We start from the raw sequence: 21,616 nt of genomic DNA, 5'->3' as shown, positions 1-21,616 counted from the left end.
GATGGCAGCATCACCGGGGAGGCAGGCATGGGCGACCCGACCTGGATCACGACCGGCCCGGGGCTGCCCGTTCCGGACCGGCGGTTCCGCTGGGTCGCCGCCACCGACCCTGTGAACGGCCCTGCCCTGGGCCGGCTGGAACAGCAGCTTGCGGCGTTCTACGCCGGCAATCTGGACTACTTCACCCTGGAGAACGGAGATTTCACGAACTGGACGGAAGCCCGTGGCCCGTTCGGCCGGATCGTCTCCCTGACGGCCGGGCGGCGGGTGCTGGAGGTGGGCTGCGGTCTTGCCGGAATTCTGCGCAACCCCGGGGTGAGTGCGGCCGGGTACACAGGCTGCGACTTCCCGGCCGATCTCATGGCGGAGAATTCACGACGCTTCCCGGACGCCCGGTTCGTTCCCCTGAAGGTTCCCCGCAGGCTGCCCTTCGCGGACGCCGCCTTCGATCTTGTCTTCAGCGTCTTTGTCCTGGAACACGTCGTCTTCCCGCACCTCTTCCTGGATGAATGCCTGCGCGTCTGTGCGCCCGGCGGCCTTGTCATCGTGCTCTGTCCCGATTTCCTCGGCAGAGGCCTGTCATCCTCTCAACGGCTGGGCTTCAGCCCCGGGACGGGGCGTGAGAAGCTGCGCCGGGGGCGGATTCTGGATGCACTCGTCACCGCCTATGACACGCGCATCCGCCTCAGGCGGCATGCCGCCCGACTGCGCGATGCCGCCAAGGTGAGCGCCCGGTTCATGATCAACCTCGCCCCCAGGCTGTTCAGCGACCCGTTCCAGATCGATGTGGACGCGGTCCACCAGACCTACGGGCCGGAGATCGGCGCATGGCTCCGGCGCGGTGCCGACCTGATCGGAACTGATCCGGAAACGGCCCGATACTGCCGGGAGAACGGGCTTCTCTTCGTCGAAGCGCGCAAGCGCGCGTGAGGTCTTCATTTTACGCTGTCCCGCCGCGGCTGCTCCTGCCACTCTGTCCATCCGCACCGGTCTGCGGGCTGATGGAGTTACCCCGATGCCATCGCACCCGATCTATGCAGGCAGTTTCTACCGTTCCCAGTCCGGCGGTTCGCTGGCATCGGCGCAGACCGTGGTTCCGCTTGTCCAGTCCTTCGTCGGGGCCCGGAGTGTGGTGGACATCGGCTGCGGGGTGGGCACATGGGCGTCGGAATTCCGCCGCTCCGGCGCCGATGTGTCCGGCATGGACGGCCCCTGGGTGCCACTGGATCAGCTTCGCATCCCCGTGGAGAGTTTCCGGGACATTGATCTTCAGAACCCGCCGGTTCCGGACCGGCGGTTCGATCTGGCCGTCTGCCTTGAGGTGGCGGAGCATGTTCCGGAGACGGCTGCCGGAAGGTTGATCTCGTTCCTCTGCCTGCTGTCGGACACGGTTCTCTTCTCCGCCGCCATCCCGTTCCAGGGGGGGAACGGGCATGTCAACGAGCAGTGGCCGCTCTACTGGGATCATCACTTCCGCAGAAATGGATTCGAGTGCTTCGACATCCTGCGAGACCGGATCTGGAGCGACGGCACGGTCGAGTATTTCTACCGGCAGAACCTGCTGCTCTTCTGCAGGAACACCGGCCCGGACAGTGTCCATGCGAGGCTGCTGGCCGCAGGTCATGCGGCGGGCGCACCGCGGAATCTCGTGCATCCGGAGAACGACGCCACCCTGGGCGCCACCAGCCTGGACAGTTTCTCGCTGAAGCTGATGCTGGCGGCCCTGCCCCGGGTGGCGGCCGCGGCCCTCGCCCGGCGCTTCGGCAGGCATCCCGCCCGGATCTGACGGACCGGCCGCCTCAGCCGAGAGCGGGCAGCCCGGCCAGACTCCGCCACCGCCTGAACCGGCGCCGCATCATGGTGAGGACAGGCGCGTCCTGTTCCGCCCGCCGCAGCGCCTCCCCCCCGGCGACCACACGCATGAGGGTGCGGTCGAGGTCTGCGGGATCGCAGGGCGCCAGCAGGGCGGCATAGCGGTCGGGATCGGCGAGCACGGCGTCGGGCAGGCCATGACCGCCGGGAACGACCCCCCAGACCATCCCGCCGCGCCCGAGAAGATCCGTCCCGGACCGCATGAGCCCGTCGATGTCCAGGGCTTCGAGCGCGGCCGTATCGATCTCCGCATGGGAGAAGTTGCGCACCTTGTTCAGAATGCGCTCCTTGTCCCCCAGGTAGGAGAAATGCCAGCCCGCGTCGGGCAGGACGAGATGGCCCGGCGGCAGCGCGCCGTCGGCCGCGTCCAGGGCGGGACGGAGGTCCCGGGCCGCCTGGGCCGACCGGAAGCGGGCGAAGGGCTGGGCCACCGACCAGACCGCGTGCGACGCGCTGCCGACCAGATTCTGATAATTGAGCCTGACATAGTAGAGGCGCATGCGCAGCCCGGCGGCCTTGAAGGGAGTGCCGCGCAGCTCCGCCATAACGGAGGCGCGCGGGATTTCGTCCACGTCGGAAACGACGACGATGTCGTCGGGGGCTGCGCCGTGAAGACCCCGGGCGATGGCGTTGCGCTGGAATCTCTCGTTCACCCAGGGGTCGGGATCGCAGGGCATGTCGTCAACGACGACATGGGTGATCCTGTCGAGGTAGGGAGCGAACCGCGCCCGGTTGGCGGCGAAGACCAGATCCTTGGGGTGGCCCCGGAAGCTGTGCGTGGCCTCGACCAGCACGAAGCGATCGACCACCCCGGCCAGTTCGCGCAGGCGGATCTCCAGCACGTCCAGTTCATTGAAGAAGATGAAGCAGTCGATGAGGCGGGGCATGGACGTGTCCGGGCAGGGCGGGAACTGGGACGGAGCGGTGTGGGGGCAGGCGGGGTGGGCTCTGCCGTGCACGGGACGGTTCCGGGCGGGGATAGAATATCCACCCGCCCGGCCGGCAGCACGCGCAGAGTTGCGCCGGGCGGGGCGCAGGGAAAACCCTCCTTCCCCTCCGCATCGTTCAGCAAAAACGGTCCCCGGGGGTCGCCCCAGTCTTCGGATGGCGGTCCAGGCAGAATATCCACGTTGCGGAAAACATCCTGCCGAAGTAGATAAAGAGTATGAAGACTGCTCCGGCGCGTCAATCGGCGTGCCGCTGACGCTCTGCCGGACGCCGGAACGCCCAGATGCCGCATCCCCTCCGCATCTCGGTTGCCATGCCGGTCTACGAGGGCGCCCGGCATCTCGGGGCCTGCCTGGACGGCATCGCCGCCCAGACCCGCCCGCCGGATGAGCTGGTGATCAGCTACGATCCGTCCCAGGACGCCACATGGGAGACCGTGACCGGCTTCGCCGCGCGCCATCCGTGGGTGCGGGTGGTGCGCAACCCGGACCGTCCCGGCATCTTCACGAACCTGAACAACGCGATCCGCCACACCGACGGCGATCTGGTGCAGATCTTCTGCCAGGACGACATCATGCGGCCCGGCCTGCTGGCCCGGCTGGAGGCCGTGGCCGGCCCTGCGCTGGGCCGGTTCTCCTTCTGCTTCTTCCGGGGCTGCACCATCGACGACGGTGGCAGGGCCATCGACCGGCCGCGCCACTATGACGGGCTGCCGAGCGGGTTCTACGACGGCGAGGCGGCGAACGAACTGTTCATCCATTTCGGCTGCCTGCCCGGCAATCTCTCGACCGTCGCGGTGGACGGGGCACTGGCGCGCGACCTGCCCTTCCGCGACACGCTCAGCATGACGGCCGACTTCATGATGTGGCTGGATCTGGTGGCCCGCCGTCCCTTCCTGTTCCTGGACGAGAGCCTGGTCGATCTCCGCGCCCATGCCGGCCGGGCGACCTTTGTCCTGGGCCGCGACCTGCGGATGATCCGCGAGGACAGGCCGGTCCTGGAGACGCTGATCGACCGTTCCGCACGGCCCGGTCCGGCGCGCTCGCTGCTGCTCTCTCACAGGGGAGTGCAGTACGTGTCCTGGATCGCCCACGCCGCCCGCCATGGCGACTGGGCGGCGGCGCTGGGCGGGATCGCCCTGCTGCGCCGGAGCTGGGGGCTGTTCCCCGTGCTCTGGCGCTATCTGGTCCGGCTCGGCGGGCGGGCGGATCCGCTCGGCCTCGGGCGCCAGCGGCGCGACCTGATCCGCCGGCTGTCGGACGGGGTGTCGCCCCCGGCCGGGTCCCCTTCCCTCCTCGACCATCGCGGACTCTGAGACCATGCGCCTTCTGATCTCCGGTGCCAGCGGCTTCATCGGCCGTAGCCTCGTCCGCCAGGCCGCCGATGCCGGGCATCAGGTCCATGCGCTCGGCCGCCGCACGGTGCCGGAGCTTGCGCCCGTCCTTGCCGGGGCGGTGGTGAAGGACATCCTGGCCGTGACGGCGGCCGACATCCCCCCCGGCACGGATGCCGTCATCCATCTGGCGACGGGCAGTTCCGGCGACCGTGCGCAGATCAACCGGACGTCCGTGGAGGGAACGCTCGCCCTGCTCGATGCCTGCCGCGCGGCGGGGGTGACGCGGTTCGTCCATGTCAGCTCCCTGAGCGTCTATCCGGGCATCCCGGCGGCCGATCCCTCCCGGCTGGACGGCAGGGCGCTGGAACCCTTCCCGGAGCGGCGCGGAGTCTATGCCGAATCGAAGACCCTGGCGGACATCGCCGTGCAGGAGGCCGTCCAGGCCGGCCGGCACGGCAGCATGGAGGTCGTGCTGGTGCGTCCGGGGCTGGTCTTCGGGACCGACATGGCCGGCGCCCTGGCGGGCACGGCCGTGGAACTGCCGCTGGGCATCGGTGTCATCACCGGGCAGGGCGCCGCGGCCGTGCCGCTTCTGGCCATGGACGATCTCTCGGCCGGACTCACCGCCCTCTGCGCCCAGGCCGCGGAGCCCGGCCGGTTCCACAGTATCGACATCCTGTCCCCGCCCCTGCCGACCAGACGGCGGTTCCTGGCCTCCTATGCCCGCATGACCGGACGGCCCCGGTTCCGCATCGCCCTTCCCGCCTTCCTGGTCATGGCGGCTGCCTGGGTTCTGGAGGGGCTGTTCCGCCTCGGCGGCCGACGGAAGGACCTGCCGCACAAGGTGCGCCGTCTCTACGCCTTCGACCCGGCGATGCTCGACAGCGCCTCCTTCTGGCGGAAGACGGGCGTCAGGCCGACGGGAACGGCGGAGACCTGCCTGCGGCAGGCCCTGACCCTCGACCGGGATCCCGCCCCCGCCACCGGGGCCGACGCTGCCGCGCGCCTCCGGGCGGAGCGGCTGCTGGCCGTCGCCGCGACCCCGCTGGCGGGGGCCGGACGGGACCGGCGGCCGGTGATTCTGATCGGCGCCGGCCGGATCGTGGAGGAGATGCATCTGCCCGCCCTGGCCGCCCTGCCGGTCAGGGTCGTCGGCGTGGTGGACCCGATCCCGTCCCTGGCCGGATCGGTCGCCGCAAGGCTGCCGGGCGCGACGGCGTTCGCGGACCTGGACGCGGTTCCGGCATCCCTGCTGGAGGGCGCCACGGCGATCGTCGCCACGCCCGGCATCACCCACCCGACCCTGGGGACCCGGCTGCTCCGGGCGGGCTGCGACGTCGTGCTGGAGAAACCGGCCAGCCTGGACCGTCCGGGGCTGGCGATGCTGCGGGCCGCGGCGGCGGACACCGGCCGGGCGGTCAGCATCGTCCAGAACTACCGGCTGCGTCCCAACACGCTGCGGCTCTGGCGCTTCCTGGCGGCGCACGATCCCGGCGCGCCCGTGCGCGCGCGGGTGGTGTTCCACACCGGCCGCATCCTGAACGAACCGGCACGCTGGGCCCACCGGGAGGTGACCCACCGGGTACTGCTGCTGGAACTGGGGCTGCATTTCCTGGACATCGCGCTGCAGGTCACCGGCCCGGTCACGGAGGTGCGCGCCGTGGACCGGGTGCTGCGCCGGGACGGGTCGGCCGTCGTTTCCGCCGTCGGGCTGTGCGCCACCGCATCGGGGGCCACGCTGGGCTTCGAGCTGGATGCGACGGGGACCGCGACCCGCACCCGGATCGAGATCGAGTTCGAGCGCGCCGCGGTGGTGCTGGACTTCTTCCCCGAGGGGTTCCGCATCCTGCCACGCCGCGGCAATCCCGTGGACGATGGCTGGTCCGCGGCCGGGAGGCTGGCCGGCATGGCATGGCAGAGGCTGTTACCACGCCGCGGCGGGACGGCGCGGCGCGCCCTGCCCCACGCCAGAATCCTGGCCGACCATCTGCGCCGGACCGCCGGCGCGTCCGCCACAGCGCCGTCCCCCTTCGCGCTGGAGGAGATCGGCCCGACGATGATGGAGTCGCTGCTGCTGCTGGCCGACGCGATCTATCCGGCCGACGGCACCCGCTCGAAGACCAGCACGGTGTGAAAACTCCAGACCCGGGCCGAAGCCACCGCGCACAGCAGCCGGTACGCCAGCCGCTTGACCGGCGAGCGCGGCCAGAGCCGCCAGTCGTGCCGCTGACGCAGCCGGTACCCCAGCGGCCCGGCCGTCCGGAGCAGCACCTCGGTCGCAACATCGGGGTCAACCAGCCACATGTGCCGGTGTCCGTCGGGTTTGCCGACCTGGGCGATGCTCTGCTCCGGCGGGCAGCGGCCCCGCAGGAAGGCGAGCCGCCGGACCCCGTTCATCTCGTTCGGCAGGGTGACGACCACATAGCGCGGGGACTTTGCGCAGGCCTGGATGAACAGGCCGGTGAAATCCTGGGTATGCTCCAGCACATCCAGCAGCAGGACGGCGTCGAACGGTTCGTCCGGCACATGGTCGAAGGCTGACTCCCCGGGCTTCATGTAGATGACGTTGGCGGCCCTGACCGGGACCCGCAGACCGGCATCGGCGTCGATGCCAAGATAGCGGACCCCCGCCGGCAGATGCAGGCGCACGATCCCGTCCCCGCAGCCGATGTCCAGCACCGACCGGATGCCGCCCAGTGTCGTCAGAATCCGTTCGACCACGACGGGGGCCTTCTTGGCCTCGACCGGGGTATCGATGATCGCGTCCATACCTGGCACCGCCTGTCCCTTCCCGTATCGCCCCCGGTCAGTCCCCGCTTCAGGAGCCCCTTGCCTGATGCCGTCCTTATTCGAGGCCGCTCTTATTCGAGGCAGTCTTCGCTTGAGGCAGTCCTTGCTTGAGACGGCCTCCATCCTCCTGATACCTTTGTTCTTTCTTTAGCATGACGCCCGCCGGGCGGCGACCGGGAACAGGACATCCGATGGACGACGGGCTCCCCGCCTCCGAGCTTCCGGTTGTCCCGTCCACGGGCAGGCTGCCGGTCACGGTGGTGATCCCGACCCGGAACGAGGAACGCGCCCTGCCCGCCACTCTCGGCACCCTGGGCGCCTTCGCCGAGGTCGTCGTCTTCGACAGCCACAGCACGGACGGCACGGAACGGATCGCCCGGGCATGGGGCGCCCGCTTCCATCAGCGGGTCTTCGACAATTTCGCCGATCACAAGAACTGGGCCCTGGACAATCTGGAGTTCCGGACCGACTGGGTTCTGCTGCTGGATGCCGACGAGCGCATCGGGCCGGACCTGCTGGCGGAGATCGCCGCCATCCTGCACGGTGACCGGCCGGAGGTGGCCTTCGCCATCCCGCGCAGGAACGTGGTGGACGGGGTCTTCCTGCGCCGGGCCGGGATGTACCCGGACTATCAGATCCGCCTGATCCGCCGGGGCCGCGCCCGCTACGAACGGCGGCTGGTCCATGAGCACATGCTGGCCGACGGTCCCGTGGGCTTTCTCGCCAGTCCGCTGCTGCATGAGGACGGCAAGGGCATCCGCCGCTATCTGGAGCGCCATGTCGCCTATGCGGAGATGGAGGCGGTGGAGGCCTTCATCGACCTGCACAGGCCCGCTGCGGACCACGGGGCCTGTGCCCTGCCCGGCCCCATGGCGCGGCGCCGGAGGCTGAAACACTGGTCGTACCGGCACCTGCCGCTGCGTTTCCTGTGGGTCTTCGCCTATGTCTACGTGGCGCGGCTGGGCCTTCTGATGGGGCGCACGGGGCTGAAATACTGCCTGCTGCGGGCCTTCTACGAGTTCAAGGTGGACCTGTTCCTGGCCGAGCTGAGGAACGGCGCCAGCCCCGTCGCGCAGGCCTACCGCGATCTCATCCTGGAGCGTCTGGGCCGATGCCCGCCGGACTGGGAGCGGCGGTGACGGATCGGCGCCGCCGGTTGGCGAACAGCATGTCGGCCTGCACGCTCCGCCCCTCGCGGTCGGTCGAGAGATTGTAGACGCCGGCGAGGTCGAACCCCCGGGCGTGCAGGTCCGCGATGATGGCCGGCGCCAGCGGCTGCCCTTCGTAGAGGGGCAGGAAGGAGACCTCGGCATAGACATGCTCCACCGCCGCCAGTCCCACGGAGAAACCGCGGATCACCTCCAGCTCGAATCCCTGGACGTCCAGCTTCAGCAGGACCTGGCCGGTCAGCGACGCCGGGGAGAGCACGGCATCCAGGCGGCGGACCGGAACGGTCCGGACGCCGACCTCGCCCGTGCCGGCGAAGGTCTGCTCCTGTACGGGGGAAATGGGCAGCAGGCTCGAACTGTCCAGCCGCCGGGACAGGTGGATCGTCGCGTTCCCCTCGGCAGAGCCGAGCGCATGCCGGTGCAGGTCTACGCCCGGGGCGTCGGCGAAAAGGCGCCCGTAGCGAGCGGCAGGCTCCGCCAGCGGCTCGAACGCCACGATCCGGGCGGCGGGGTGCAACGTCCGCACCAGCAGGGAGAACTGCCCCACATTGGCGCCCACGTCGATCAGCATGCCGACGGGCAGAGCACGGATCGCCGCCTCATGCTCCACCGCCGCGGCGACGCCGACTGCCAGCCCCCGCCGGTATCCCGGGCGGGAGAGCAGGCGCAGCAGCTTCGCGGCACGGCCGGGCAGGCCCGTCACTCCGCTCCGCATCGCTCCGCTCCCCCCGCAGGGCCAGGGAGCCGGTGGCCCGGCGCCTCGATGGTTTCCCGGAAGACGGCGCAGCTCCGGTCGCCGTAGTCGCGCCAGCCGCCGATGTGCCGCACCCGACCGACCGCAGCGGCCGAGAGGCCGGCCCAGAGGTCCGTGTCACGGTGCAGCCTGACAAGACGGTCCGCGATGACCTCCGGACTGCGGATCGGCACGACGAACCCGGTCACCCCCTCCTGCACCAGATCGGCCGCTCCCACGTTCCGGGAGACGATGACGGGACAGCCACACGCCATCGCCTGGGAGACGACCAGCCCGAACCCGTCTTCGATCGACGGCAGGACGAAGGCGGCAGCCGCGGAGAACTCGCGGACCAGGTCGGACCAGGACAGGGAACCGAGCCAGTCGAACGGTACGCCGGCAGCGGCCAGAAGACGGGCGGTCTCGGGAAGTCCGCCACCGGCCAGCACCAGTCTGGCCCCGGGGATCCCGGCCAGCCGGACAGCGGCGAACAGGTCGTGCAGCCCCTTGCGCACCGAAAGGCCGCCGACGAACAGGATGCGGAATTCCGGCGCCCGCGGAGCCACCCGGCGGAAAAGACCGAGATCCACACCATAGGGAACGACGGCCAGCTTCCCGGGCGCCACGCCCTGGGCCACGAAGCTGTCCCGCACGGCACCGGACGGAACGGTGATCCGGTCCGCGAGATCGTACTCTTCCAGCTCCCGCTCGATCACCCGGGGGTCGATGCCGCGCCAGGGCAGGCCCACCCGGTCGAACTCCTCCGCCAGAAGACGGTCCTGGGTCCGGATATGGGCCGATCCACGGTCGCAGACATAGGCGATGCCGCGCCGCCGCGCCGCCTTGCCGGTCGCCACGCCGGCCCCCGACAGCACGCTGACAAGGTCGCAGTCCGGCAGGGTCCGCGCGACATGCCCGTCCAGCGTCCGGTGGGCGAGATGGGCCATCTCCCGCTCCGCCCGGGACGGCAGCAGGCCGTACCGGAGCAGCGCCATGTAGGGCGTCTGGACCCAGGGAAAGCTCCGGATCAGCGCCGGATCGACGCCCGTGTCCAGGAGCTTGCGGCGCGGATAGCCCGTGAAGACGGCCGCGAGGTGCCCGCGCGCCTGAAGCTGCGCCGCGAGGTCGAAACTGTGGAAGCGGGCGATGGTGGAGACGGTGATGCGCATCGGCACGGATCGAGAGAGCCGGTATCGGCTTCGGCCGGCCCGGAGCGACGCCATTCTACCCATGATCGCGGGCCGACGGACACCCCGCATCGTCGGCGGAAGCTCCCGCTGCCGGCAGGGACGAATAGAGTGCGCGCAGTGCCGCCCCGTGGGCGGAGAAGGAGAAGCGGGTGCGTGCCGCCTCCTGGCCACGCACCGACAGGTCCTTCCACCGGCCGGCATCCGCCAGCAGGGTGCCGACCGCCGCCGCCACAGGACCGGGCCGGGGGTCGGCCACCAGTGCCGCGCCGGCGTCGGCCAGGGGGGCCGTCACCCCGCAGTCCGGCGACAGCAGCACCGGCACGCCTCGGGCCAGCGCCTCCACCGCTGCCATGCCGAAGCATTCATAGGTGGACGGCATGCAGAGCAGGTCGATCTCCGCCAGAAAGCGGTCCTTCGCCCCGCCGGTCACGAATCCGCGCCAGTCGATGCGGCCGGCCACGTTTTCGGCCTCGGCCAGCCCCCGTAGGTCCCGCACCGCAGCGTCCTCGCCGCTGCCTGCGACGGTCAGGGTCACCTCAGGCGGCAGCAGGGCCAGAGCCCGGATGAGCACGTCCAGATTCTTCTTGGGATGCAGGCGCCCGAGAAAACCCAGCCGCAGCATGCTGCCCTTCCGCCGGGCCGCCGACGGCACGTCCCGGTCGTCCACCACGGCATGATGGATCACGGCCGCCCGTGCCCGCGCCGACGGGGACGCACTGTCCCGCCGCTCCAGCCCGGAGGAGTAGACGATGGCAGCACAACGCGCCTCGAACCGCCGCTTCAGCAGATGCTTGGCGATCCGGAGGGGGGCGGCACGGGCATGGGACAGGTCGTAGCGGGTCAGTCCTTCGTGCGGGCTGAGGACGAAGGGCAGGCCGGCAGCCCCCGCCGCCGCCATCGCCGCCAGGGTGGCATGGGTCCAGGCGCCGTGGGCGTGCAGAATGTCGTACCCGGATACCTGCCGGCGCAGATTCCGGGAGAGGTCGGGGCTGATACCCAGGCTGCGCGACAGGGCCGGGGCCAGCCGCAGCAGCGGCACACAGCGGACGCCGACCCCGCCCTGCGCCAGCGCCCTGACGGCCGGGAAGCCCAGGGCCGCATCCGGATCCCCGGCCGGGAAAAGAAGATCGGTGGGAACACCCGCCCGGACAGCGGCGATGGCAGAGGTCACGGCGGAAACGGACGGACCACCGAAATCGGGATCGAGCCCGCCGATCACACGCAGCACCCGGGGGCCGCTCACGGGCCGCGCCTGCGCGCGAGGAGGAAAGTGGAACCGGGGTCGTCCCGCACGCCGTCGTCGGCCAGGGTCGACAGAACACGGCGCGACAGCGCCCGGTAGATACCGCTGGAGAACAGGGACACGGGCCGCCCCGTCACCCGTGTCAGCAGCGCGGCACCCGCCAGCGCGGCCACGTAGCCGTAATGGTAGAGGCGCCAGAATCCGCGGTGCTGCGGAACGCCCCGGACGATGTCGAAGCCGGCGTCCCGCAGCAGATCGCGCGCCGCATCTCCCGTGTAGTGGCGGAAATGACCGATCAGCGATTCGTATTCCGGCCAGTAGTGGGTGCCGGGAACACTGAACAGGAGATAGCCGCCCGGCCTGACGATCCGGGCCAGTTCCCGCACCGCCGCCCCGTCGTCGCGGACATGCTCCACCACCTCGAAGCAGAGGGCGAGATCGGCCTCGCCATCGCCCACCGGCAGGTCCGGAAACCCGCCCTGCTCCAGCCGGATGCCTGGGCGCCCGGCATGCAGCCGCGCCGCCAGGGCCAGGGTCGCCGGGCTGAACTCGACCCCCCGGTAGGTGGCGGCAGCGGGCAGATGCGTGGCGACGGCCGCCAGACCGCAGCCCACATCGACGACCGTCGCCGGGCGGTCGTCGAAGAGCCGGGCCTGGATGTCCGCCACGGTCCGGAACCGCCAGACATTCCGCACATCGCTCCGGTACTTCTCCACGTCCGCCTCCGTGAAGAAGGTGTCGTAGAACGCCTGCTCGGTGCTGAAACGCTCTCGCCTGCGCTTTGCCAGGCGCAACAGGAGAAGGTCGAGCTGGTCCAGCAGTCCGGGGCGCCGGGCGGTCGTCATCGCACCTCGCTGGGCACGGAAGAGGTAGGATCATGCCATGGTCGCCGCACCAATGGTATGCCGCTTCAGGGCGTGGCCGTCATCGAACGGAGCAGCGATGCCGGCAGACGGTCGGGAAAGTACCGCACCCGCCGGATGTGGCCGAAAAGCGACTGGGCAAGGCCCGACGTCTGCGCCCCCAGGGTCATGCGGGAGATCCCGGCGGCCAGCGCGGGGACGGCGGCGGTCACTACCGGACCGCCGTTCAGGCAGAAGGCCACGCCCTGCCGCGACCAGGCCGCGGCCACCCGGGAAGGGGTCAGGGCCACCAGGGCGTTGGCCGGGACCAGGCTGCTGCGCTGAACGCCGCCGGCATTCATGTCATAGGCGATCAGCCCGGCCGCCCAGCGATAGACGCTGTGTCGCTCCGATGCCGTTCCGTCCGATACGGTCATCAGATACTGCGCCGGTACGAAGCCCGCGCCCGGGCGGAAGTCCACGATCCAGGTCCCGGCCTCCTGCCGGTGCCAGGAACCGAGCAGGACGCGGACCTCGTCCGCCTCCCGGCGCGCGGACGCCCCGGGTGGCGTGGCGATGGGGGATGACGCGAAGGGGCCATCCTCACACTGGTACCAGTGCGGCTGCCCCTGCACGGTGACGGTCAGGGAGCCCGGAGCGGAGAGCGTCAGCGTCAGCGGCACGCCAGGCGCTGCGGTCCCGGCGGCGGCCCCCGTCACCGCGAGACTCCCCCCGGAACCGACCGACAGGGTGTAGCTGCCCGCGGGGAGCGATACCGTGCGGGTCGCCGGTGCGAAACTGTCGGGCAGGAAGTTCGTGCGGGGCCCCTCGATCAGCAGCCCCAGGGGCTTCCCGGTGGCCGGATCGTGGTCGAAACGGGGGCCGTTCGCAGGGATCGGCACGATCCGGACGGCAGCATCCACGCAGGTTGCCGCGCTCCCGCGCAGGAAGGAGATCCCGGCCGGCAGGCCGCCGGCCAGATCCCAGTCGCAGGCCGGACGCAGGACCGCCGACGGGACCGCCCCGAGGCGCAGACCGGCCAGCATCAGACCTTCTCCGAAACGTAGAGCCGGCAGTCGGTGTCGGCGCGCACCGCCGCGATGTGCGTCGCCCCCTGGCCGTGGGCATCGGCGATGGCGAGGTCGCAGCAGATGCCGAAGGGGAAGTAATGGTCGGCGCTGCCCGCCACCACGTCGGCAGCGCCGAAGCTGATGAAGCAGGGACCCGTGGCATAGAGGCTGACGACCCGGGTCCCCGGATCGAAGGCGACGGCGTTGCGGGTGCTGGTCGCCCCGACCATGAGCGTGTGCGCCCCACCGGAACGGAGGCGCAGGACATTGAGGGGCCTGCCGTCCGCATCGAGGGGCATGAGCGTGTCCATGATTTCTCTCCCGGTCATCGGTCCTATATGTGGTTTTTATTCCTATTTTTAGTCCCCTGTCAAGACCACGGCCCGCCCTGGTCCGGACCGGCGGACGGGTGTACCTTCCGGGGGTGCCCGATCGGGGGATCCATGCGACTGCTGCTGCTGACCCTGAACCACCACCCCGAGCCGACCGGCATCGGCAAGTACAACGGCGAGATGGTGGCGTGGCTGTCCGCCCGCGGGCATGAGGTGACCATCGTCTGTGCGCCGCCCTACTATCCCTTCTGGCGGGTGCAGCCTGGCTACCGGGCCTGGACCTATCACAGCGAGAGGCTGGACGGAGCGGCGGTCGTGCGCTGTCCCCTGTGGGTGCCGCGCACCCCCGGCGGCGTCCGACGCCTGCTCCATCTGCTGTCCTTCGCCGTCTCCTCGTTTCCCGTGATGGTCGCAAGATCCGTCGCGTTCCGGCCGGACGTCGTCATGGCGATCGAACCACCCCTGGCGGGAGCGCCCGCGGCGCTGGTGGCCGCCTTCCTGGCGCGGGCGGTGGGGTGGCTGCATGTCCAGGACCTGGAGGTCGATGCCGCCTTCGACCTGGGCCTGCTCGGGCACGGAGGGCTCCGCCGCTTCGCCCTTGCGGTGGAGCGCACCCTGCTGCGGCGGTTCGCGGTCGTCAGCACCATCGCCCCCCGCATGGCCGAGCGTCTGGCCGGCAAGGGCGTACCCGCGGAGAGGCTGCACCTGTTCCCGAACTGGGTGGACACGGCGGCGATCCGGCCGCTGGACGGTCCCAGCCCGCTGCGGCGCGAGGTGGGGCTGGGCGACGACGACGTGGTCGCCCTCTACGCCGGCACTCTCGGCCGCAAGCAGGGGCTGGAGATGCTGATCGAGGTCGCCCGGCTGCTGGCGGACAGGCCCCGCATCGTGGTCTGCATCGCTGGCGAAGGTCCTGCCCTGCCCGTCCTGCGCGAGGCGGCCCGCGGGCTGACGAACCTCCGTTTCCTGCCGCTGCAACCCGTGGAACGGCTGAACGATCTGTTGAACCTGGCGGACATCCATCTGCTGCCGCAGCGGGCGGACGCCGCCGATCTCGTAATGCCGTCCAAGCTCACCGGAATGCTGGCCAGCGGGCGACCCGGCATCTGCGGCTGCGCCCCGGGGACGCAGGTGCATGACGCCATCGCCGGCTGCGGGATCGCCGTGCCGCCGGGGGACGCGGCCCGGATGGCGGACGCCCTGGCGACCCTGGCGGACGATGCCGGTCTGCGCCGGAGCCTGGGGGACGCGGCCCGGCGTACTGCAGTGGAATATTGGTCGAAGGAAGCCGTGCTGGGCCGGTTCGAGGACGTTCTGCTGCGGTCCGCCGGCAGGAAACCGGCTCAGTCTTTATAGTACTGGCTGTAGCGGCTGTAATAGTAGCCGTGATCTCCATAGCCGTATTTCGCCTGTTGCCGCACATTGACCATGCTCAGCACCGTACCGATCACCGGCACATTGTACTTCCGCAGGGTCCGGATGGCGGTAAGGGCGAAATCGCGCGGGGTTTCTGCCCAGCGCAACACGAACAGGCAGGCATCGACATAGCGCGAAACCGAGATGGCATCGGCCACGGCCATGACCGGCGGCGTGTCGATGACGACGTAGTCGTAGACATCGGCGCATCCGCGGACGAACCGCTCCATCTGCCGGGAGGCCAGCAGATCCTGAGGGTTCGGCGCCTTGCTCTGGGCCACGACATAGTGCAGGTCGGTGCGGGTATCCACCCGGATGACATCCTCCGGGGCGCGGTCCCCGATCAGCAGTTCCGAGAGGTCGCCGGAGTGGCCGTTGCCGGCGAGGGCGGAGCCGATGCGGGGACGGCGCAGGTCGGCATCGATGAGCAGGACCTTGTTCCCCGACGAGGCGAGGGAACGGGCCAGGGACAGGCACAGGGTGCTCTTGCCTTCGCCGGGCACGGCCGAGGTCACCATGATGACCTTCGGCGGGCGGTCCACGTTCGAGAAGTGGATCGCCGTCCGGACGGTCCGCATCGCTTCCGCGAAGCTGGACAGCGGTTTGTTCAGGAGGAATTCTTCCGGCGGCGGGGATCCCCGTTTCAAGGCCGGCACCACGGCGAGCACCGATGTACCCGTCTGCGCCTCGACATCCTCTGCCAGACGGAAACCCCGGTCGAGACGCTCGATGGCGAAGGCGAGAGCCATGCCGAGCAGCAGGCCGAAGCCAAGCCCGAACATGGCGATCAGGCTCTTGTTCGGATAGGAGGGGGCCGTCGGCACGACGGCGTTGGAGATCAGACGCGCATCGGAGGTCTGGAGATCCTTCTGCTCGGTCGTCTCCTTGAAGCGGCCCAGGAAGTTCTCATAGAGCAGGCGGTTGGCCTGCGCCTCGCGTTCCAGTTCACGCAGTTTCACCTCCGCCTGGAGACTGACCCCGGACTGCGACTGAAGCTGGTTCAGGCTCTGCTGAAGGCTGGCCTCCTTCGCCCTGGCGACCTGGAGATCATTGGCAAGGCTCTGGACGATGCGCCGGGCCTCGTCCCGCAGCTTCTCCTGGATGTTGCGGATTTCGGCCTGGAGATTGATCATCGTCGGGTGCCGCGGCCCGTACCGGGTGGCCAGTTCCGCCTCCCGGCGACGCAGTTGGCTCTCCTCCTCCCGGAGCCGCTGGATGAGCGCGGAGGTCAGAGCCTCGGAGGTCGCGGAGCCGCGCGCATCCGCCTGGAGCAGGGTCTGGGCACCGCGCAGGCGGGCCTCCGCCTGGGTGCGCTCCGTGCGGGCGATGACAAGCTGGGAATTGATCTCGGCAAGCTGCTGCGCCGTGACGGTGCCGCCCCGCGCCTCCACGAGGTTCTGCTCCTCGCGGTAGCGGGTGACCGCCTCCTCGGCGACCCTGACCTGGTCGCGGAGTTCACCCAGGCGGGAACTGAGCCATTCGTTGGCGCGCCGGGTCGCCTCATACTTCGCTTCCAGCTGGTCGACCAGATAGGTGTCGGCATAGGCGTTGGCCAGCTGTGCCGCCCTGAGGGGATCGCGCGCCGTATAGCTGATCCGGATGGAGAAGGAGCGCCCGTCATTGCTGGTGCGCAGGCCCGCCCGCACCTCCGTTATGATGCGTTCGCGCAGATCCGCCCGACGCTCCTCCTCCGTCTGTGGTTCCTTCGGCCCCTCGCCGCCCGCGGTGATCATTCGGACGAGAGAGCGGAGCCAACCGACGGGATCGACATAGCTGAACAGGGAGTGCGGCAGCGGGGCTGTGCCGTTGAAGTCCGGAGCGTTCAGCAGATCCAGGCGGTCCGTGACCTTGGCCGCCATGACGCGGGAGGAGATCACGTCCATCTCGCTGCGCACGACGGCAGCCTCCGGACGGAGCCCCGAGACGACTGCCTCGACATCCACCACCTGGGTGCGGCGCATGTCGAGCATGACGACCGCTTCCGCCGTATAGCGGGCGGGAAGCATGTAAGCGATGACGACGGAGACAAGGAAGGAGAACAGGAGCGCGCAGAGGATGACCAGCCACCGCCGCATCAGGATGCGGATGATGAGACGGAGTTCCTCATCCGCATTGGTCCTGGCGGCCGGTCCGGCCGGATCGGGTCGGTCAACTGCCTCTGGCGACATTTACGGCGTTCCTGTTCCAGATGTCGGGCGGCACCGGGGTCCGAACATCGACGGCGACCGGCGCAAGGGGGGGACCGGGGCCTGTCTAGAACAGTCGCTCCGGAATGCGGATGATGTCGCCGGGCAGGACCTCGGTGGCTTCCGACGCCAGTTCCTCATCGTTGCTCCGGCCCCCGCGCAGGATCACGATGCGGTCCTTGCGGGCCCGGTAGGTGTAGCCCCCGGCCAGGGCCACGGCGTTCAGGACCGTCATGCCGTTGACATAGGCGTAGCTTCCCGGCGAATTGACCTCGCCCAGAATGAAGAAGGGCCGGTAGTTCATGACCTCGACGCTGACGCGCGGGTTCACGAGATAGCCGTCGGCCAGCTTCTCGGCGATGGCCCGTTCCAGTTCCCGCGGGGTCAGGCCGCCCGCCTTGAGCTGGCCGATCAGGGGCAGCGAGATGATACCGGCCCCTTCGACCTCGAACTCGCCCGACAGGTCGGGCTCGGCGAAGACGGCAACGCGCAGCTTATCACCGGAGCCCAGGCGGTACTCCGCGGCTGATGCCACAGGTATGGTCGCCCCCAGGAACAGGACCGGCAGGAAGAACAGCATCAGGATGCAGCGGAACAGATCCGACCGCCTCCTCCCCGACTGCAGCAGGATTTCCAGCATTGTCCCCGACCAAGGCTCCACAAGACCTGATCACTTTACCACGGATTCCCGGCGAATCTCCATCGGAGCTGATGCAGAACCGGCTCAGGATCCGAAAACAAAAAGATCATCGGTTCAGGCGTGCTTGATTTACGGGGAACCGACCGATACGGCATCCAGGCCTGTCATCCAGTAAGCACCGCAGCACTCCGGCCCGCCCCGGATGAACCGGGCGCAGGACCCGCCGGACGCAGAGAGCGAGGACGCGGGCAGGACTCCGCCTGCCTCGCTCCTGCACCGTTCCGTTCGCGCAGCAGGTCAGCCCGTCATCAACGGGTCAGAGAGCCGCCGTAAGATTCAGGAAGAAGATGTTGCGGGTGTAATCGGAACCGGCCACGTTGACGTCCCGGTCGGTCATCCGATAGCCGAGTTCGGCAGAGAAGTTGCGGTTGATCAGGTACTTGGCGCTTGCGCCGAGACCGATCACATCCTCCTGACGGGTGATGCCCTTGTAGTCGTTGTCGATGTAGGAGGCGAAACCGGACAGGATGACGTTGCGCATCAGTTCGTGATCGACCTGCACCCGGTAGAGGCTGGCGATGTAGGACGAACTGCCGGCCTGCGTCGTCTCCTCGGTCGTGTTGGAGACGGTGAAGATCAGCGTGGTGAGAGCCGTAGCGTTCCAGGTCAGGTTGGCGCCGTAGGTGAAGCCGCTGGCATCATCGAACAGCGGATCGTCGTAGGACTGGCTACGGTAGCCGGCGAACAGCTCGCCGGTGGTGATGCCGCCGAGGTCGAGCTCGACACCGGCCGTCAGGCGGTAGCCATCGGAATCGCGCACCGGATTGGTATCGTAGCGGCGCCAGTTGTAGGCCGCCTGCACGAAACCGCGGGCATTGGGCGTGGTCTCGTAGCTGACCCGGGCTGTGACGCCGTATTCCTCACGGTCACGGTTGTCCTGGTCGATGATCTGGGAGCCGACGCCGGCGACATCGTCGAAGTTGAAGCTCTGGTAGTCGCCGCCAAGCCGGAAGCCCAGGCGGGCCAGCGAGCGGTCGAACCCCGCCCCCAGCGTCACAAGATCATACTCGGTCGGTTCGCGCCCGCCGGCATCGTTGGGCGAGCCCCGCTCCTCATGCTTGCGGGCATAGCTGCCGTCAGCGCGCGCCGTGGTGCCACGGGCGATGTCGATCCGACCGTCCAGACCGACCAGATAGTCCTCGTAATCCTCCTGGTCGTTGTCCTGGTAGCGCCCGACATCGGCGCCGGCCTGGAAATTCAGGGCATGATTGTTCCAGTTCGACCGCACCCTGAGGGACGGCGAAGCGACCAGGATGTAGTCATCGACCTCGTTCTCCGAGGCGAAGATATTGTCGTCATACTGCCCGGCGAGCTTCAGCGACGGCATCACCATGAAGCCGCCGGCACGGACGCCCGCGGCATCGTAGTCCGGCCGCCCCCGGTTGAGCACCGGAACGCCCCGCGCATCCTCCTGAGCGACTGCGACCAGCGGAAGCGCGCTGACCAGAACGGTTGCCGCGGCAGCGAGTTTGACTGCATTGCGCATCGGGCCCACCCATGTCGTGGAGTGTTCGGGTATGAGATACTGTCCGAAATGGGCAGCACCGTTCAGGACTTACCCCATCCGTAGCATCAGCCGCCCGAATTCTCAAGACTAGAGATATGACCCGACTCTTCCTGGCCACACTTCCGGCAGGGATGTTGTTTTCCATCCCGACCATCAGGCGAAAGACGGCGGAAGACGCCGGCGCGGAAAACTCAAACCACCTGATCGTTCCGCCTCCATTGCAGGAAGGGAAACTGTCACAGGGCGAAAAGGACATCGTTCCGCAAGCCCGACTCGGGAGCTCCCATGTCGCTGGCGACCGGAACCGTCGGATCAACTTCGATTGCGTTCCCGAACTGACCGCCCCCACCGCCCCGGAAACGGTCCGGCCTGCACATTTGAGCGCAGCGAGCGGATCAGGCCGCGGCGAAGGCGTGCGAGACCTTCGATGATCGGCGGGCCGGACCCCCAATGAAGAGTTGCGCCAAGAAAACGACCATCAATCCCGACCCGGAATCTTCAGCAAAAGAGCCAGCCATGATTATATTGAGATTATATTGCTGCTAGAATATCCGATGACATTACATTGCCTTGATTTTCATTAACCAAAAATCTTGATGCGCTGAATGATGCTTTCAATTTCTAAGCGTCACAAATCAGCGCTCGATTTTTGCATGGAACGATCAATACTCATTCGGAATTCTCATGCGATAATTCCATATAGGACAAATGGGATTTAATGAATTTTTAGGAAAGCTCCTTGCTTCATTTGTCATGGTGATGTACCTCTCCCGGATATGCGGCGTTAAGACGGGGTTAACAGTGTTGAGCCCACCGTGACGACGGCTGCCCCGGAAAAGAGCTCACATTCTGCTGTCCGGCGCCCCTCCCGCTGGAGCAAGCGGGCCGTTCAGGTGGTTTTCCAGAGTTCTGACCTGACGATCATCATTGCGGCTGCCCTTGCGGCGGTCAGCCTTCGCTTCGGTCAGTCCGAGCTACCGGACGATTATGCCGTCCTGGTTGCCCTCGGGGCCTTTGCCTTTCTTTTCCTCGGCCCCATGTTCCGGACCCACCGGCCGGAGAGCATGAGCGATCCGGTGACCGCCGTGCGGCGCGTCGCCAGCAGCTGGGGGCTGGCCGTCCTGCTGGTGATCGCGCTCAGCTTCGCCGCCAAGACGAGTGGTCAGTATTCACGCATCTGGCTGGGCTCCTGGGCGCTGCTCGGCTTCGTCGCCCTCGGTTCGGTCCGGCTGTTCTACCGCTATGTGCTGACCTGGCTGCGCGAAACCGGGCGGCTCTGCGGCCATTCCGTGCTCGTCGGGCCGACCGACCGGATTGAAGCCCTGCTGCCCTACCTGTCGGACCGGGAGAACGCCGTCCTGGCCACGGTCGCCGTTGCGCCCCGGGGCAGCGGCGATGGCGGGGACGGAGCGGCCCCGGCGGCACCCGATCTGCGCGATGCCGTGCGCGAGATCGCGGTTCTCTGCACCCGCTACCGGATCGACCAGGTCCTGCTGGCTCCGCCGCTGGACGACGACGCGGCCCTTGAAGCCTATGTCGGGGCGACCCGCTTCCTGCCCGTCGCGGTGAAGATCCTGCCGCCGCCCGGGGTGTTGCGGCGGCGCAGCGACTTCGGCCTGACCGACGATCCGGCGGTCATCACGGTCGCGCGACCGCCCCTGGCGGAGATGGACCGGACGGTCAAGCGCCTCTTCGACATCGTGGTGGGGAGCGCTCTGCTGGTGGTGCTGTCCCCCCTGCTGCTGCTGCTGGCGGCGCTGATCCGGCTGGACAGCCCCGGCCCGGCCCTGTTCCGGCAGCGGCGCGGCGGCTTCGGAAAGGCCAGCTTCACCGTGCTGAAGTTCCGGACCCTGCATGTCACGGAGGACGGGACCGGGCCGCTGCAACAGGTGACCCGGCGCGACCCGCGCGTCACCCGGATGGGACGGTTCCTGCGCGCCAGCAGCCTGGATGAACTGCCGCAGCTCATCAACGTGCTGCGGGGAGAGATGTCGCTGGTCGGTCCGCGGCCGCACGCGCTGGTGCACGACACCGCATTCAGCGAGCAGGTCGAGAGCTACATGGCGCGCCACCGGGTCAAGCCGGGCATGACGGGGCTGGCCCAGGTGACCGGCCTGCGCGGCGAGGTCCCGGATGTCGAGACACTGCAGCGCCGCATCGAGCAGGATCTGTACTATGTCGAGAACTGGTCGCTGGCCCTGGACATCAAGATCCTGGTCCTCACCGCGATCAAGCTGGCAGGGCGGGACGTGTACTGACGGGGCAGACAGCCCCGTTCCTGG

The 21,616-nt window shown here is 68.7% G+C and carries 18 protein-coding genes; 7 read left to right on the top strand and 11 right to left on the bottom strand.

Annotated features, from left to right (window positions below):
• Positions 1 to 27: 27 nt before the first annotated feature.
• Complete coding sequence (locus tag RC1_RS20530) at positions 28 to 930, top strand: class I SAM-dependent methyltransferase (protein ID WP_012569133.1); 903 nt, start codon at positions 28 to 30, stop codon at positions 928 to 930.
• 85 nt (positions 931 to 1,015) lie between these two features.
• Complete coding sequence (locus RC1_RS19205; protein ID WP_012569132.1) at positions 1,016 to 1,786, top strand: class I SAM-dependent methyltransferase; 771 nt, start codon at positions 1,016 to 1,018, stop codon at positions 1,784 to 1,786.
• 13 nt (positions 1,787 to 1,799) lie between these two features.
• On the opposite strand, the gene RC1_RS20525 is transcribed toward RC1_RS19205, so the two are convergent.
• Complete coding sequence (locus RC1_RS20525; protein WP_012569131.1) at positions 1,800 to 2,759, bottom strand: glycosyltransferase family 17 protein; 960 nt, start codon at positions 2,757 to 2,759, stop codon at positions 1,800 to 1,802.
• A 344-nt stretch (positions 2,760 to 3,103) separates the two neighbouring features.
• Here RC1_RS20525 and RC1_RS19195 point away from each other — a divergent pair, with 344 nt between their 5' ends.
• On the top strand, positions 3,104 to 4,135 hold the full coding sequence (locus RC1_RS19195; RefSeq protein ID WP_012569130.1) for a glycosyltransferase family 2 protein: 1,032 nt from the start codon (positions 3,104 to 3,106) through the stop codon (positions 4,133 to 4,135).
• 4 nt (positions 4,136 to 4,139) lie between these two features.
• On the top strand, positions 4,140 to 6,290 hold the full coding sequence (locus RC1_RS20520; RefSeq protein WP_012569129.1) for a Gfo/Idh/MocA family oxidoreductase: 2,151 nt from the start codon (positions 4,140 to 4,142) through the stop codon (positions 6,288 to 6,290).
• Here RC1_RS20520 and RC1_RS19185 read toward each other — a convergent pair.
• Positions 6,248 to 6,925 (bottom strand): methyltransferase domain-containing protein, encoded by a 678-nt coding sequence (locus RC1_RS19185; RefSeq protein WP_012569128.1) that lies wholly within the window; start codon positions 6,923 to 6,925, stop codon positions 6,248 to 6,250. The genes RC1_RS20520 and RC1_RS19185 overlap by 43 nt on opposite strands.
• Positions 6,926 to 7,137: 212 nt before the next feature.
• Here RC1_RS19185 and RC1_RS19180 point away from each other — a divergent pair, with 212 nt between their 5' ends.
• A complete protein-coding gene (locus tag RC1_RS19180) occupies positions 7,138 to 8,085 on the top strand; it encodes a glycosyltransferase family 2 protein (RefSeq protein ID WP_012569127.1) in 948 nt (315 codons plus the stop codon).
• Here RC1_RS19180 and RC1_RS19175 read toward each other — a convergent pair.
• From RC1_RS19175 to RC1_RS19150, 6 genes are all read right to left on the bottom strand, one after another.
• The gene (locus tag RC1_RS19175; protein ID WP_012569126.1) at positions 8,036 to 8,830 is read right to left on the bottom strand and encodes an FkbM family methyltransferase; all 795 of its coding nucleotides are present in this window, start codon (positions 8,828 to 8,830) and stop codon (positions 8,036 to 8,038) included. The two genes, RC1_RS19180 and RC1_RS19175, sit on opposite strands and share 50 nt — an antisense overlap.
• The gene (locus tag RC1_RS19170) at positions 8,815 to 10,017 is read right to left on the bottom strand and encodes a glycosyltransferase family 4 protein (protein ID WP_012569125.1); all 1,203 of its coding nucleotides are present in this window, start codon (positions 10,015 to 10,017) and stop codon (positions 8,815 to 8,817) included. The genes RC1_RS19175 and RC1_RS19170 overlap by 16 nt, the downstream gene beginning before the upstream one ends.
• Positions 10,018 to 10,072: 55 nt before the next feature.
• Positions 10,073 to 11,281: a glycosyltransferase gene (locus RC1_RS21915; RefSeq protein ID WP_184446402.1), complete on the bottom strand. Its 1,209-nt coding sequence runs from the start codon at positions 11,279 to 11,281 to the stop codon at positions 10,073 to 10,075.
• Entirely contained in the window at positions 11,278 to 12,126 is an 849-nt protein-coding gene (locus RC1_RS20515; protein WP_012569123.1) for a class I SAM-dependent methyltransferase, read from the bottom strand. The genes RC1_RS21915 and RC1_RS20515 overlap by 4 nt, the downstream gene beginning before the upstream one ends.
• A gap of 65 nt (positions 12,127 to 12,191) precedes the next feature.
• Positions 12,192 to 13,169 carry a hypothetical protein gene (locus RC1_RS19155; protein WP_012569122.1) on the bottom strand — a complete coding sequence of 326 codons (978 nt, stop codon included), beginning with the start codon at positions 13,167 to 13,169 and terminating at the stop codon, positions 12,192 to 12,194.
• Complete coding sequence (locus RC1_RS19150; RefSeq protein ID WP_012569121.1) at positions 13,169 to 13,504, bottom strand: hypothetical protein; 336 nt, start codon at positions 13,502 to 13,504, stop codon at positions 13,169 to 13,171. The genes RC1_RS19155 and RC1_RS19150 overlap by 1 nt, the downstream gene beginning before the upstream one ends.
• A gap of 132 nt (positions 13,505 to 13,636) precedes the next feature.
• Between RC1_RS19150 and RC1_RS19145 the strand changes: the two genes are divergently transcribed.
• Positions 13,637 to 14,881, top strand: a complete 1,245-nt coding sequence (locus RC1_RS19145; RefSeq protein ID WP_012569120.1) for a WcaI family glycosyltransferase — start codon at positions 13,637 to 13,639, stop codon at positions 14,879 to 14,881.
• On the opposite strand, the gene RC1_RS19140 is transcribed toward RC1_RS19145, so the two are convergent.
• The 3 genes from RC1_RS19140 to RC1_RS19130 form a co-directional block, all read right to left on the bottom strand.
• On the bottom strand, positions 14,869 to 17,109 hold the full coding sequence (locus RC1_RS19140; protein WP_012569119.1) for a GumC family protein: 2,241 nt from the start codon (positions 17,107 to 17,109) through the stop codon (positions 14,869 to 14,871). The genes RC1_RS19145 and RC1_RS19140 overlap by 13 nt on opposite strands.
• Positions 17,110 to 17,194: 85 nt before the next feature.
• Complete coding sequence (locus RC1_RS19135) at positions 17,195 to 17,767, bottom strand: polysaccharide biosynthesis/export family protein (RefSeq protein WP_012569118.1); 573 nt, start codon at positions 17,765 to 17,767, stop codon at positions 17,195 to 17,197.
• Positions 17,768 to 18,083: 316 nt separating this feature from the next.
• A complete protein-coding gene (locus tag RC1_RS19130; protein WP_012569117.1) occupies positions 18,084 to 19,313 on the bottom strand; it encodes an outer membrane beta-barrel protein in 1,230 nt (409 codons plus the stop codon).
• A gap of 836 nt (positions 19,314 to 20,149) precedes the next feature.
• Between RC1_RS19130 and RC1_RS19125 the strand changes: the two genes are divergently transcribed.
• On the top strand, positions 20,150 to 21,592 hold the full coding sequence (locus tag RC1_RS19125; RefSeq protein ID WP_012569116.1) for an undecaprenyl-phosphate glucose phosphotransferase: 1,443 nt from the start codon (positions 20,150 to 20,152) through the stop codon (positions 21,590 to 21,592).
• Positions 21,593 to 21,616 lie beyond the last annotated feature (24 nt).

Source organism: Rhodospirillum centenum SW, assembly GCF_000016185.1.
GTDB classification, from domain to species: Bacteria; Pseudomonadota; Alphaproteobacteria; order Azospirillales; family Azospirillaceae; genus Rhodocista; species Rhodocista centena.
The sequence above is the reverse complement of the archived record's forward strand: the minus strand, read 5'-3'. Positions and strand labels throughout refer to the sequence as shown.

Bases quoted from the DNA above. Each gene is read 5' to 3' on its own strand.
- RC1_RS20530 (WP_012569133.1), top strand. From the start codon at position 28: ATGGGCGACCCGACCTGGATCACGACCGGCCCGGGGCTGCCCGTTCCG.
- RC1_RS19205 (WP_012569132.1), top strand. From the start codon at position 1,016: ATGCCATCGCACCCGATCTATGCAGGCAGTTTCTACCGTTCCCAGTCC.
- RC1_RS20525 (WP_012569131.1), bottom strand. From the start codon at position 2,759: ATGCCCCGCCTCATCGACTGCTTCATCTTCTTCAATGAACTGGACGTG.
- RC1_RS19195 (WP_012569130.1), top strand. From the start codon at position 3,104: ATGCCGCATCCCCTCCGCATCTCGGTTGCCATGCCGGTCTACGAGGGC.
- RC1_RS20520 (WP_012569129.1), top strand. From the start codon at position 4,140: ATGCGCCTTCTGATCTCCGGTGCCAGCGGCTTCATCGGCCGTAGCCTC.
- RC1_RS19185 (WP_012569128.1), bottom strand. From the start codon at position 6,925: ATGGACGCGATCATCGATACCCCGGTCGAGGCCAAGAAGGCCCCCGTC.
- RC1_RS19180 (WP_012569127.1), top strand. From the start codon at position 7,138: ATGGACGACGGGCTCCCCGCCTCCGAGCTTCCGGTTGTCCCGTCCACG.
- RC1_RS19175 (WP_012569126.1), bottom strand. From the start codon at position 8,830: ATGCGGAGCGGAGTGACGGGCCTGCCCGGCCGTGCCGCGAAGCTGCTG.
- RC1_RS19170 (WP_012569125.1), bottom strand. From the start codon at position 10,017: ATGCGCATCACCGTCTCCACCATCGCCCGCTTCCACAGTTTCGACCTC.
- RC1_RS20515 (WP_012569123.1), bottom strand. From the start codon at position 12,126: ATGACGACCGCCCGGCGCCCCGGACTGCTGGACCAGCTCGACCTTCTC.
- RC1_RS19155 (WP_012569122.1), bottom strand. From the start codon at position 13,169: ATGCTGGCCGGTCTGCGCCTCGGGGCGGTCCCGTCGGCGGTCCTGCGT.
- RC1_RS19150 (WP_012569121.1), bottom strand. From the start codon at position 13,504: ATGGACACGCTCATGCCCCTCGATGCGGACGGCAGGCCCCTCAATGTC.
- RC1_RS19145 (WP_012569120.1), top strand. From the start codon at position 13,637: ATGCGACTGCTGCTGCTGACCCTGAACCACCACCCCGAGCCGACCGGC.
- RC1_RS19140 (WP_012569119.1), bottom strand. From the start codon at position 17,109: ATGTCGCCAGAGGCAGTTGACCGACCCGATCCGGCCGGACCGGCCGCC.
- RC1_RS19135 (WP_012569118.1), bottom strand. From the start codon at position 17,767: ATGCTGGAAATCCTGCTGCAGTCGGGGAGGAGGCGGTCGGATCTGTTC.
- RC1_RS19130 (WP_012569117.1), bottom strand. From the start codon at position 19,313: ATGCGCAATGCAGTCAAACTCGCTGCCGCGGCAACCGTTCTGGTCAGC.